This is a genomic window from Streptomyces sp. UC4497 (genome assembly GCF_054871485.1).
Genome location: NZ_JBTYHB010000047.1, coordinates 11505 through 24449, shown reverse-complemented (window position 1 = coordinate 24449; position 12945 = coordinate 11505). Strand labels below are relative to the sequence as shown.

Sequence of the window (12945 nt, the reverse complement as noted above, 5' to 3'; positions counted from 1 at the left end):
TTCGGGAACGTGCGTGGAGTTCGGGAAAAGGATCATCACCACGCTCCCACATCTGGGGAGGCGGCGGGCCCGTACTGCTGTACTGCGCATCAGTAAAGGCGGCACCCGCCGACGATGGCGGGTGCCGCCTCAGGGACAGCTACTGGAAACGGGTCACGCCTCCGGGTGCGCCAGCCTGATGTCCAGATCACCCGGCTCCGCGTCGCCCACCCGCAGCGTCTGCGCGGCCGGCGGGTAGCCGGTGGCGATGACCGAGTAGTCGCCCGCGTCCAGGTCGGTGAAGGCGTACGCGCCGTCCTCGCCGGTCGTCGTCGTGGCGATCACATTGCCCGCCCCGTCGACCAGCGTGACCCGCGCGTCGGCCAGCGGGCCGTCCTCCGTACCCGCGCGCACCACGCCCTGGACCCGCTTGCCGACCCCGAGCACGAGCTCGACCTGGGTCACGCCCTGCGCGCCGGTCTCCACCTGCTGCGCCGTGGGCCGGAAGCCCGGCGCGTTGACGGCGAGCGTGAACAGGCCGTTCACCAGGCCGCCGCAGGCGAAGTCGCCGTGCAGTCCGGTGCGCGCGGTGGCCACGACCTCGCCGCGGACGTCCGTCACGACGACCAGCGCCTCGGGCACCGGGCGGCCGCCGGATTCGCGCACCAGACCCGCGAGTCCGCCGGTGCCGGTGAGCACGATGTCGTGGGAGAGGAGTTCCCCGTCCACGGTGACCGTCGAGGCCTGCGGCTGGTGCCCGTCGGCCGCGACGATCAGCACGTACGTGCCCGCGCCGGGTACGTCGAGGCTGTAGGAACCGCCGGAGTCGGTGACGGAGCGGCTGATCTGCCGACCACCCGTCGAGATCAGCGTGATCGCGGCGCGCGCCACGGCGTCACCGCCGCCCGTGCGGACGGCGCCGAGGATGCCGTTGCCGCTCGGGGTGAACGAGCGCTCGCCGCCGCCGACTTCGGCGGCCGAAGCCGTCGCGAGGTGCTTCTGCGGCTGCGCCGCGCCCTGCGCGCCGACCGAGGCCGACACGAGCTCGCGCTCCGGCTCGGTCGGGTGCGGAACGGCGCCGCCCCGCACCTCGTCGGCGGGCCGCGCCGCGCCGGCCTCGTCGAGCTCGCGCAGGCCCTCGCCCTCGACGTCGACGTTCGGCAGCGCGCGGTCCAGCCACTTGGGCAGCCACCAGGCGCCGCGCCCGATGAGCGCGAGGACCGCCGGGACGATGGCCATGCGCACGATGAACGCGTCGAAGAAGACGGCGACGGCGAGACCGAAGCCGATCATCTTGATCATGGATTCGGTCGAGCCGATGAAGCCCGCGAACACGGCCATCATGATGACCGCGGCCGCCGTGACCACGCGGGCGCTGTAGCGGAACCCGGTGACGATCGCGTCCTTGGCCGTCTCGCCGTGGACGTACGCCTCGCGCATCCGCGTCACGAGGAAGACCTCGTAGTCCATCGCGAGTCCGAAGACGACACCCACCATGAAGATCGGCATCATCGACATCACGGGCCCGGTCTCCTCGACCCCCATGAGGTCGGCGAGCCAGCCCCACTGGAACACGGCGACGACGGCGCCGAGCGCGGCGAGGACGGAGAGCAGGAAGCCGAGCGCGGCCTTCAGCGGCACCAGGATCGAGCGGAAGACGACGATCAGGAGCAGGAAGGCGAGGCCGACGACGAGCGCGAGGTACGGAAGCAGCGCGTCGTTGAGCTTCTGCGACACGTCGATGTTCATCGCGGTGGTGCCGGTGACCATCAGCTCGGCGCCCGAGTCGGCCTTGATGCCGTCACCCGCGTCGCGGATGTTCTGCACCAGGTCCTCGGTGTCCGTCGAGGTCGGCTTCGACTTCGGGACGACGCTGAGCATCGCGGTGTCGCCGGACTTGTTGAACGTCGCCGGGGTCACCACGGCGACGTCGTCGAGTCCCTTGACGGTCTTGGTGACATCGGCGACGGCGGACTTCGGGGAGTCGCTGTCCTTGGCGTCGACGACGACCATGAGCGGCCCGTTGAAGCCGGGGCCGAAGCCCTCGGACAGCAGGTCGTACGCCTTGCGCTGTGTGGTGTCGGTGGGCTGCGAACCGTCGTCGGGCAGGCCGAGTTCGAGGTCCATCGCCGGTACGGCGGCCGTGCCCAGGGCGATCACGCCGAGCAGCAGCACGGCGACCGGGTGCTTCACGACGAGGCGCGCCCAGCGGGTGCCCAGGGCGGGCTTGGGCTCGGCGTGCTCCCCGTGGGCCCCGTGGGTGTGGCCCTGTTCCTGCGCCTTGCGTTCCTTGCGCTTGCTCTTGGCCCCGGCGGGGCGCACCCGGCTGCGGGCGATGCCGAGCAGGGCGGGGATCAGGGTGAGCGCGACGAGGACGGCCACGACGACGGTTCCCGCGGCGGCGAAGCCCATCTTCGTCAGCATCGGGATGTTCACGACGGCGAGGCCGACGAGGGCGATGACGACGGTCAGGCCGGCGAAGACGACGGCGGAGCCGGCGGTACCCGCGGCCCGCCCGGCGGCTTCTTCGCGCTCGCGCCCCTCGGCCAGTTCGGCCCGATACCGGGACACGATGAACAACGCGTAGTCGATGCCGACCGCGAGGCCGATCATCATCGCGAGCGTCGACGTCGTGGAGTCCAGGTCGAGCGGCTTGGCGAGCGCGGTGATGGCGGAGACACCGATGCCGACGCCGAACAGCGCGGAGACCAGCGGCAGTCCGGCCGCGATCAGCGAGCCCAGGGTGATCACGAGGACGACGGCGGCGACCACGACGCCGATGACCTCGGTCGAGCCGGTCTCGGGCACGGCCTGCAGCGCGTCGCCGCCGACCTCGACGGTGAGGCCGGAGTCACGGGCGTCCTGCGCGGCGTCCTTCAGCGCGTCGCGCGAGGAGTCCTCCAGCTCCATGCCGGAGACCTTGTACGACACCTGCGCGTACGCGATGGTGCCGTCGCGGCTGACCGCCTTGGCCTTGAACGGGTCGGTCGCGCTCTGGACCTCGGAGCCGCCGCCGAGCTCCTTGACGGTGTCGCGGACCACGCTCTGGTTGGCGGCGGAGGTGATCTTCTCCCCGTCCGGCGCCTTGAACACGACGCGCGCGGTGGCGCCGTCGGCACTGGCGCCGGGGAAGCGCTGCTCGAGCAGGTCGAAGGCCTTCTGGGCCTCGGTGCCCGGGATCGAGAAGGAGGAGGATGCGGCCGTGGGGGCCTGGGAGGCTCCCACGCCCACGGCGGCGAGGACCACCGTCCAGAAGAGGGCGACGAAGTACCGTCGCCGGAAGGCGAATCGGCCCATTTTGTAGAGGAATCGAGCCACGAGGGCGTACTCCCGGTCAGGTCGTGTTGTGTTGCTGGGCATGGGACTTCGGCCCGACGACGGTGAGCGGTGGCGTCAGGTGCGGGGAGAGTCGGTGGTGTGTGTGGGGGGGGATCAGGCGCAGAGGGCGGGGAGGACCACTGCGTCGATGTATGAGATCAAGTACTCCTGGGTGGGCGGCAGTTCGTCGATCACGCCGCGGGTCGCCATGGCTCCGACCATCAGGTGCAGCGTGTAGTCCATCGCCGGGTTGCCCTCGCGGATCTCGCCCCGGGCGACGGCTCTCTGGAGGACCTGGTCCAGCTCCTCCAGCTCCGGTTCGATCAGCAACTCCCGGAACGCGCGCAGCAGATCCGGGTCGCTGTGCATCGCCATGGCGAGCCCCCGCATCAGCGCCGTCGACTCCGCGACCGAGCAGTCGTCGTGCCTGTTGGCGAGCGTGTGGAGGTCTCCGCGCAGGGTGCCGGTGTCGATCTGGGCGATGTCGACCGGCTTGTGGTGCCGCATCGCCCTGACGACGAGCGCGGCCTTGCCGCCCCACTGGCGGTAGAGCGTGGCCTTGCTGGACCGGGTGCGGGCCGCGACGGCGTCCATGGTCAGCGCGTCGTAACCGACTTCACGCAGCAGCCCGAGCACGGCGTCGTACAACTCCGCCTCGCGCTCCGCCGTCATACGTCTGCGCCGCACGGTGCCGGTCTCGGGCACGCAGCATCACGTCCAGGTCTCTCACGCACGGCACCCGTGCCGAACGAAACGGTTTCGTACGTCGGCAGGTTATCGCGCCGGTGAGATGAAACGAAACCGTTTCGTACGTGGCGGGGATCACGCCCTGTGCCAGGGTGGGGCCCCATGAACGATGCGATCACCTACACATGGCGCGATCCGGTGTCCGACGAGGAGATGGTCGACCTCGTCCGGTCCCACGGCGGCAACGATGTCGCCGGCTGGTGGGCCAAGGTCCGGAAGTACAGCCTCGGCTGGGTGGCGGCCCGCGATGGGGACGGGCTCCTGGTCGGCTTCGTGAACGTGGCGTGGGACGGCGGCGACCACGCCTTCCTGATCGACACCAAGACCCGGGGCACACACCAGCACCGTGGCATCGGCACGGCGGTGGTGCGCCTCGCGGCGTCCCGTGCGCGGGAGTCGGGCTGCGAGTGGCTCCACGTCGACTTCGAGCCCGAACTCCGCGACTTCTACTTCGAGGCGTGCGGATTCCGGCCCACCGAGGCGGGCCTGATCCATCTGCGTCCCTGATCCATCTACGCCCCTGAGCCTCAGCCCTTGGCGCGTCCCCTCTCGCGCAGCGAGTCGACAGTGACGCCGGGCGACAGCCGCCCCTCCGTCACCTTGAGTTGGATGATCGCCGCGCGGCCGCACTCCAGCGCACGGTCGAGGGCCGGAGCGAACTCCTCGGTCGTGGTGACCGTTTCACCGTGGGCGCCGAAGGCCTGGGCGTACACGGCGAAGTCCGGGTTACCGAGGGCCGTGCCGCTCACACGGCCGGGATACTCCCGCTCCTGGTGCACGCGGATCGTGCCGTACTGGGCGTTGTCCAGGACGAGGATCAGCGGCGCCGCGCCCTCGGCCATCGCGGTGGCGAGCTCCGATCCGTTCATCAGGAAGCAGCCGTCACCCGCGACGGAGACGACACGGCGGTCCGGGTGCGCGATGGCGGCCGACACGGCGGCGGGGATGCCGTAGCCCATCGAGCCGTTGCGCGGCCCGAGTTGGCGCATGCCGTCGCGGTACGTCAGGAAGCGCTGCGCCCAGATCGCGTGGTTGCCCGCGCCGAACGTGACGATGGTGTCTTCCGGGAGCCGGCTGTCGAGGTGGGCGAAGACCGCGCCGAGGTCGAGCGGGTCGCCGTCCGGCTCCGGTGTACGGGCGGTCAGGTGCGCGGCCCTGGCCTGCTTGGTGCGCTCCGCCCAGGGCACGGGCGCGGCAGGGCTCAGGGTGCGTATCGCGGTGCCGAACGCCTCGGGGGCGGCGAGCAGGGAGAGTTCGGCGCGGTGGACGACGCCGGGCGGCTGTGCCTCGGGCAGCACCTGCACCAGCCGCGGGCCCACTCCGTCGCCGCCGACCGTGGGCAGCATCCGGTACCCGTCCGTCGAGACGTCCCCCGGCGCCGCGCCGACGCTCACCAGCAGGTCCGCCTCGCGCACCAGCTCGGCGAGCGGCTTGGCGCGCCCGTAGCCGAGGTTGCCCACGTAGACCTCGGCCTCGTTGTCCATCAGGTCCTGGCAGCGGAAGTCCACGGCGACGGGCAGCGACCAGGCCTCGGCCCATGCACGTACGTCGGCGCGCGCCCGGTCCGTCCAGCGGCTGCCGCCGAGCAGCACCACGGGCCGCTCGGCCTCCGCCAACAGGCCTTCCAGTACGGCCAGTTCCTCGGCCGACACGCCGCCCTGCGGCACCGGCAGCGGCCTGGCATCGGCCACCTCGACGACATCCGTCAGCATGTCCTCCGGCAGCCCGACGACGACGGGCCCCGGCCGGCCGCTGCTCGCGACGGCGAAGGCGCGGGCCACGTACTCCGGTATGCGGGCCGCATCCTCGATCGTCTCGACGAGCTTCGCGTTCGTGCCGAACGTGCCCCGCAGGTCCAGCTCCTGGAACGCGTGCCGGTGGGTGTGATCACGCGGCACGAGGCCGACGAAGAGGACCAGCGGGGTGGCGTCCTGGTGGGCGGTGTGCAGGGCGACGAGCGCGTTGGTGGCGCCTGGCCCCCGCGTCGTGAAGCACACGCCGGGGCGCCCGGTGAGTTTGCCGGAGGCCTCGGCCATGTACCCGGCGCCGCCTTCGTGGCGGCACACCACCATGCGGACCGGCGCGTCGTACAGGGCGTCGAGGACGGCGAGATAGCTCTCGCCGGGCACACCGTAGACGGTGTCGACGTCGTGGGCCCGGAGCTGGTCGACGAGGACCTGGCCGCCGGTGCGGGCAGGATGATGCACGGTCATGCTGCAACCTTTGCGTTCAGTGTGTCGCTGGAGGGAAGGGCGCCGTGTCGGCGCAGCACCGTACCGGCCGCGACGGACCCGGCGACAGTGCAGGCGGCCACGAGGACGAGGAGCAGCGCGGCACCCCAGGACGCGCCGCCCGCCGCGCCGGTGACCGAGGCCGCGACGAGCGGGATGAAGCCGCCGAGGACGCCGGCGAGGTTGTACGACATGGCGACGGCGCTGTAGCGGAACTCCTCGGGGAAGAGCGAGGCGACGACCGCGCCGATCGGGCCGTACGGGATGGAGAGCGCGCCGATGCCGAGCGCGACGCCGAGGTACACCAGCGGGGTCTGCTTGGTGTCGACGAGCCAGAAGGCGGGGAACGCGGCCAGCATCGTGACGGCGGCGCCGATGGCACACACCTTCCACGAGCCGATGCGGTCGGCGAGGCGTCCGCCGGCGATGATGACCACGATCTCGACGACGGCGCCGACGACCGTCGCGTTGAGCATCGTCTGTTTGTCGATGCCGAGTTCGCCGGTGCCGTAGCTGATGATGAACGTGGTCATGAGGAAGAAGCCGCCGACTCCGAGGAGCGCGGCCACGACGCCGACGATCATGCGGCCCCAGGTACGGCGGAACGCCTCGACGAGCGGCGCGGGCGGCGGCCCGTCGCGCTCCGCGTCCTCCTGCATGGCGCGGAAGACCGGGGACTCCTCAATGCGTACGCGCAGGTAGAGCGCGAAGCCGAGCAGCGGGAACGCGGCGAGGAACGGCAGGCGCCAGCCCCAGGAGTAGAAGGCGTCGTCAGGCAGCATGCCGACGAGGGCGAAGGCGCCGCTGGACATCAACGTGCCGACCGGCGAGCCGAGTTGGGGCACCGAGGAGTAGCTGCCGTGCTTCTCCTTCGGGGTGTGCTCGAGCGTGAGCAGCATCGCGCCCGACCACTCACCGCCGACGGAGATGCCCTGCACGAAGCGGAGCACGGTGAGCAGGATCGGCGCCCAGATGCCGATGGTGCCGTATGTGGGCAGCAGGCCGATACAGCCGGTGGTGGCGCCCATCATGACGACGGTGATGATGAGGGACACCTTGCGCCCGTAGCGGTCGCCGACGTGGCCGAAGATCGCGGCGCCGATGGGCCGGGCCACGAAGCCGACGGCGAAGGTGCCGAAGGAGGCGAGGGTGCCCGCGGCCGCGTTCAGGTCGGTGAAGAACAGCTTGTTGAAGACGAGCGCGGCGGCGGTGCCGTAGAGGAAGTAGTCGTACCACTCCAGGGCGGTGCCGCTGAACGCGCCGAACAACAGCCTTCTGATGTCTTTCAGCGGGGGCGTGGATGTCGTGCTCACGGGGTCTCCTGGGGAGGGGCGGCCGGGGTGGCCGGAGCGGAAGGGGGACCGTGGCGTGCGGGGGTGCGGGTGAGCTGGTGCGGGTCGTAGGCGGGGTCGCCGCCCACGACGGTGGCGAGGACGCCGATCGCGCCGATGCGGTCGGGGTCCGTGCGGACGGGGTCGCCGTCCAGGACGGTGAGGTCGGCCAGATACCCGGGGGCGAGCCGCCCCTTGCGCCCGCCGAAGCCGGTGGCGAGGGCCGAGCCCTCGGTCCAGGCGCGCAGCGCGGCAAGGACCGGAACACCTTCGTCCGGACCGTACGGCACCTTTGTTTCGGTCAGGCGCACGACCATCGACTGGATCACGGGCAGCGGCGCGCCCGGTGCGACGGGCCGGTCGGAGCTGCCGGGGACGGGCAGGCCGAGGTCGGTGAAGGAGCGCATCCGGTACGACCATGCGGTGCGCTCGGGGCCGAGTGCGGCGGCCATGGCATCACCGAAGGTGTGCAGGAAGTTGTGCTGCGGGACGGGCACGACGCCGAGTTCGGCGAAGCGGGCGAGCTGCTCGGGTCGGACGATGCCGGCGTGCTCGATACGGTGGCGGACGCCGGGCCGTGGCCGTTCCTTGTGGGCGCGGGCGAAGGCGTCGAGGGCCAGGTCGACGGCGCGGTCGCCGATGGCGTGCGCGGCCACCGTCCAGCCGGAGCGGTGCGCTGCGACGACGAGGTCGGTCATGGAGCCGGCGTCGCCCTGGAAGTAGCCGATGGGCCGGTCTTCGTTGTGGGGGCAGCCGCAGAACGGTTCGGTGACGGCGGCCGTGCGACCCAGCAGCGAGCCGTCCAGGAAGATCTTGACCGGGCCGAGGGAGAGCGTGTCGTCGCCGAAGCCGGTGCGCATGCCGAGGTCGAGCCCGAGGGTGATGTCGTCGTCGGTGTGCGCGGTCAGTGGGTGCAGTACGTCGGAGGCGGCCATCAGCTGGGCGCGGGTGTGCAACCGGCCGGTCTCGCGGGCGAGTTGGTACGCGGCCAGTTCGACCGGCGTCTGGCCGATCCAGCCGCCGCCGATCCCGGCCTCGGTGAAGCTGGTGACGCCTTCGGTGAGGTAGTGCCGGGTCGCCGCGTCGACGGCGTCGGCGACGGTCTCCACCGGGTACGGAAGCACCTGGCGCTGCGCGAGGCTCTGGGCGGTCTCCTCCAACAGGCCGTCGGGGCGGCCGTGTTCGTCGCGGGAGACGACTCCGCCGTCCGGGTCGCGGAACCCGTCCTCCAGCGCTCCGGCGGCATGCAGCACGGGCGTGTTGACGACGCAGGCGTGCCCCGAGGTGTGCTTGATCCAGACGGGCCGGCCGCCCGCCGCGCGGTCGAGGGCGTCGCGGTGCGGCCAGTGGCCCCCGCAGTTGTTGTGGTCGAGCCCGGCGCCCAGCACCCAGGCGTCCGGGGCGAGCCCTTCGGCGTGCGCGGCCACGGCGGCGTACACGTCGTCGACCGAACGGGCGGTGGAGACGTCGAGCTGGGTGAGGTTCAGGCCGAACCAGGCGGTGTGGCAGTGCGCGTCGTTGAAGCCGGGGACGACGGTGGCGCCGCCCGCGTCAAGGACTCGACGAGCGCCGAGGCCGACCACGTCCTCGTCGAGTCCTACGACAACGCCGTTGAGGACGCCCAGAGTTGTGGCGGTGGGCCGTTCGGGGTCGAGGCTGCGGATGTGCGCGTTGCGGACGAGCAGATCGAGCTGCATGTGACGGTTGCCCCCTCGGGATCAGGCGAAGTGGTGCAGCTGCGCGAGCGGCACCACGGTGGCGGCCGGAGTCCCCGTCTCGACCCCGTCGACGAGGACCGGTCCGGGCTCGCGCGGCACCACGACCCGTGGCGTCGCCGTGTTGTGCAGCATGTCGGAGCGGGTCAGGCCGCGGCTGTCACGGATCGGGGCGTACGAGAGTCCCCTCGGCAGGGCCGCCCGCGCGGCGCGGTCGGTGAGCGCGGCCTCGGCGACGAAGACCTTGGCGAGCCGGGCGGGCGCGGCGCCGAGGGACCCGAAGTAGGGCTTGTAGGAACGTGGTTGGGTGAGCCGGGTCGAGCCCGACCCCGAGCCCGTGTTGCCCCACGCCACGAACCCGGACTTGATGACCAACTCGGGCTTGCTGCCGAACCACTTGGGGTCCCACAGCACCAGGTCCGCCATCCGCCCGGCCTGCACGGTGCCCACTTCATGGGAGAGGCCGTGCGCGAGCGCCGGGTTGAGGGTGATCTTCGCGAGGTAGCGCAACACCCGCGCGTTGTCCGGGTGTTCCACTCCCCCTCCACCGTTCGCGAGCGCCTGCACGTGGGCGAGCTGCCACGTCCTGCGCACCGTCTCGGCGATCCGGCCCATGCCCATGGAGTCGGAGTTGACGATGGAGATGGCGCCGAGGTCGTGCAGGGCGTTCTCGGCGGCGATGGCGTGCTCGCGGATCCGCCCCTTGGAGATGGCGACATCGCTCGCGGAGGCGTGGTTCTGCCGGTGCACGGTCATCGTCATCGGGAACAGCTCGCCGACCGTGTTGGGGGTGTACGGCACGGTGGGTGTCGTCGACGAGGGCAGGATGTTCGGCTCGGAGAGGATCTCCAGGAGGTCGGGGTGACCGCCGCCGCCCTCCACGTGATACGCGTGCACGGTGCGGCCGCGGGTGGCGCCGAGGGTGTCCCTCAAGTACCCCGACTCGTTCATGGAGTCGGTGTGCAGCGCGACCGGCAGGTCGGCCTGTTCCGCGGTGTCGAGGCAGGTATCGATGATGCGCGGCGTCGCCCCGAAGTCCTCGTGGATCTTGAAGCCGCCGGCCCCTGCCAGGGTGATCTCGTCGAGCAGCGCCCGCGAACTGGACGAACCGCGGGCCAGGAAGGCGATGTTGAGCGGGGTGTCCTGCCAGGCGCTCATCAGGGTGTGCAGGTTGTGGGTGGGGTTGCAGCCGATCTCCCAGACGCCGCCGAGGCCCATGCCGACGAGCGTGGTGACTCCGGCCGACAGCGCGGCGGGCGCGACCTCGGGCGAGGACAGGTGGACGTGGCTGTCGACGACGCCCGGGGTGGCGATGAGCCCCTCCCCCGGCACCACGGAGGTGTGCGAGTCGATGGCGTACTCGACGTCCATCACGTCCGGGTTGCCGACCCCGCCGACGGCGACGATCCGGCCGTCCTTGATGCCGATGTCGGTCTTGCGCACACCGAGCACCGGGTCCATCAGGACGACCCCGGCGACGACCATGTCGAGGGCGGACTCGCGGTCCGAGCGCGGCGAGGCGAGGAGCCCGTCGCGGACCGTCTTGCCGCAGCCGCCGAGGAGTTCGTCGCCGGGGGTGCCGTCGTCGGCCTCGACCTCCACCCACAGGCAGGTGTCGCCGAGCCGGATCCGGTCGCCGGTCGTGGGCCCGTACAGGGCGTGGTACGTGCGGCGGTCGACGCTGGTCATGCGCGCTCCTCGGTCGTACGGGTCTTGCGGCTTGCGGGGATGACGACGACTTCGCGCTTCTCGCCGGGTTCGAAGGCGAGGGCGGTGCCGGCGGCGATGTCGAGCCGCAGCCCGCGGGCGGCCTCGCGGTCGAGTTCCAGCGCCTGGTTGGCCTCGTGCAGCGGGTAGTGCGAGGAGATGTAGACGACACGGTCGCCGGTGTTGCGGAGGGTGAGGGTGGTGCGCGGCCGCCCCACGTTGATCTCGATGGGAGTCTCGGCGGTCCGCACGGCGCCCGGGCCCTCCGCACTGGCGGGCCCGATGGGCCGGTCGACGGCGACCAGGGACGTGCCGCTCGGGAACAGCGCCTCCACCTGCACCGTCGTCACGATGTCGGCGACCCCGTCCAGCACGTCGTCGACGGTGAGCACCCGCTCCGCCGCCTCGATCACCTCGTCCAGGGTCAGCCCGTCCCAGGCGGCCTCCAGGATCTCGTCGCAGATCAGGGCGATCGCCTCGGGGGCGTTGAGCCGTCGTCCGCGCGCGCGGCGCCTACGGGCGAGTTCGGCGACGGTGAACAGCTGGAGCCGTTCCTGTTCTCGAGGGGTCAAGTGCACGGTCGGATGGCCCTCCTGGTCGGCGGGCCCCGGACGCTCCGCCCAGGGATCGCACCAGGATCCTCGGCTCCGGGCACGGAACCAACGTTGAAACATCGCCCTCGCACCACCGAGAATTGGTCACATGCACAATTCCGAAGGTCAGGGCCGCCCCGGCCTGCCCCCGACCTCGCCGCGCATCGCGGAACTCGCCGGGCAGTGCCTGGACAATGTGGACGACCTGATCGGCGAGTGGCTGGGGATGGTCGGCCCGGTGCGCACCGCGTACGCGACCCAGGTGCCGGACGTCCAGTTCCGCGATTCGGCCTGGCAGGCCTTCGAGCTGCTGCTGCGCACGGTGGCGCGGCTGCCGGTGCCGCCGCACATCTCGGACGTCTCACGGCGGGTGGGCGAGGAGCGGGCCCGGCAGGGCGTCCCGCTCGACGCGCTCCTGGAGGCGGCGCGGCTCGACTTCCGGGTGGTGTGGCAGGCGCTCGTGAACCGGGCGCGTCCCGAGGACATGGCCGATCTGGCGGGCTCGGCGTACCACGTGTGGGAGGCGGTCGAACGGCACGTCACCGGGATCATGACGGCGTATCAGCGCACGGTCCTGGAGATGGGGCGCCGCGAGGAGGACGAGCGGCGCATGTGGTTCGCCCGGCTCCTGGAGACGGAGGGCCGCAACCCGACCGTCGTACGCGACGCGGGCCGCGCCCTGGGTCTCGCGGACGACGGCCGTTTCCTGTGCGCGGCGTCGTCCGCGGCGGCCGGGCCAGGGCTGCACCGTGCGGGCCTGACACTGCGCGGGGCGGGGGCGGCGGTGCAGCAGCAGATGGTCGGCGGGGACGCGGTCCTGGTGGTGCAGCTCAGCGGCCGCATCACCCGCCCGTACGTCCTGGACCAGCTCCAGGACTCGCCGTGCGGGGTGGCCCCGCAGGCGGCCGGGCTCGCCGCCGTGCCGCGGGCCACGGTGCTCGCGGTGGCGACGGCGCAGGTGCTGCCCGCCGACACGCGCTCGCCGCGCCTCCTGGAGGACAGCTGGCTGGACGTCCTCGCGCACCGCGCTGGTGACTTCGGCCGCGACCTGGCGGCGGATGTGCTGGGCGCACTGCACGGTCCCGGTGTCACCAGCAGCGAGGCGGACCGTCTGCTGCACACCGTCCGGGTCCATTTGTCGGGTTCCGGCTCCATCGCGGACACGGCCGACGCGCTCTACTGCCACCGCAACACGGTGCAGCACCGCTTCAACCGGTTCCACGAGCTGACCGGGCGGGATCTGCGGAGGCCGGCGGACGCGGCGCTGTTGGCGGTGGCGCTGCGGGTGAGGTGAGCGGGAATTGGTTAGCGTTCCGGTGTGCCA

The 12945-nt window shown here is 71.7% G+C and carries 9 protein-coding genes and 1 pseudogene; 2 read left to right on the top strand and 8 right to left on the bottom strand.

Annotated elements, in window-relative coordinates:
* Positions 1 to 153: 153 nt before the first annotated feature.
* The 3 genes and pseudogenes from ACYSUO_RS37910 to ACYSUO_RS37900 all read right to left on the bottom strand — a co-directional run bounded on the left by ACYSUO_RS37910 (position 154) and on the right by ACYSUO_RS37900 (position 4002).
* Complete coding sequence (locus ACYSUO_RS37910; RefSeq protein WP_461780795.1) at positions 154 to 1020, bottom strand: MSCRAMM family protein; 867 nt, start codon at positions 1018 to 1020, stop codon at positions 154 to 156.
* Positions 1012 to 3297: pseudogene (locus ACYSUO_RS37905) on the bottom strand (MMPL family transporter); the annotation flags it as partial. The gene ACYSUO_RS37910 and the pseudogene ACYSUO_RS37905, both read right to left, overlap by 9 nt.
* 114 nt (positions 3298 to 3411) lie before the next feature.
* Entirely contained in the window at positions 3412 to 4002 is a 591-nt protein-coding gene (locus ACYSUO_RS37900; protein ID WP_461780750.1) for a TetR/AcrR family transcriptional regulator, read from the bottom strand.
* Between the two features lie 144 nt (positions 4003 to 4146).
* On the opposite strand from ACYSUO_RS37900, the gene ACYSUO_RS37895 reads away from it, so the two are divergent.
* The gene (locus ACYSUO_RS37895; protein ID WP_461780749.1) at positions 4147 to 4551 is read left to right on the top strand and encodes a GNAT family N-acetyltransferase; all 405 of its coding nucleotides are present in this window, start codon (positions 4147 to 4149) and stop codon (positions 4549 to 4551) included.
* Positions 4552 to 4571: 20 nt separating this feature from the next.
* Here ACYSUO_RS37895 and ACYSUO_RS37890 read toward each other — a convergent pair whose 3' ends face one another.
* From ACYSUO_RS37890 to ureA, 5 genes are read right to left on the bottom strand one after another with little or no spacing between them, the layout of a single operon-like run.
* Complete coding sequence (locus ACYSUO_RS37890) at positions 4572 to 6257, bottom strand: thiamine pyrophosphate-binding protein (protein ID WP_461780748.1); 1686 nt, start codon at positions 6255 to 6257, stop codon at positions 4572 to 4574.
* On the bottom strand, positions 6254 to 7588 hold the full coding sequence (locus ACYSUO_RS37885; protein ID WP_461780747.1) for an MFS transporter: 1335 nt from the start codon (positions 7586 to 7588) through the stop codon (positions 6254 to 6256). The genes ACYSUO_RS37890 and ACYSUO_RS37885 overlap by 4 nt, the downstream gene beginning before the upstream one ends.
* Positions 7585 to 9303, bottom strand: coding sequence for an amidohydrolase (locus tag ACYSUO_RS37880; protein ID WP_461780746.1), 1719 nt, complete (start codon positions 9301 to 9303; stop codon positions 7585 to 7587). The genes ACYSUO_RS37885 and ACYSUO_RS37880 overlap by 4 nt, the downstream gene beginning before the upstream one ends.
* Before the next feature lie 21 nt (positions 9304 to 9324).
* Positions 9325 to 11010, bottom strand: coding sequence for an urease subunit alpha (locus ACYSUO_RS37875; RefSeq protein WP_461780745.1), 1686 nt, complete (start codon positions 11008 to 11010; stop codon positions 9325 to 9327).
* A complete protein-coding gene (gene ureA / locus ACYSUO_RS37870) occupies positions 11007 to 11606 on the bottom strand; it encodes an urease subunit gamma (RefSeq protein WP_461780744.1) in 600 nt (199 codons plus the stop codon). Before ureA ends, ACYSUO_RS37875 begins: the two co-directional genes overlap by 4 nt.
* A 124-nt stretch (positions 11607 to 11730) precedes the next feature.
* On the opposite strand from ureA, the gene ACYSUO_RS37865 reads away from it, so the two are divergent.
* Positions 11731 to 12915 carry a PucR family transcriptional regulator gene (locus tag ACYSUO_RS37865; protein ID WP_461780743.1) on the top strand — a complete coding sequence of 395 codons (1185 nt, stop codon included), beginning with the start codon at positions 11731 to 11733 and terminating at the stop codon, positions 12913 to 12915.
* Positions 12916 to 12945: the final 30 nt, after the last annotated feature.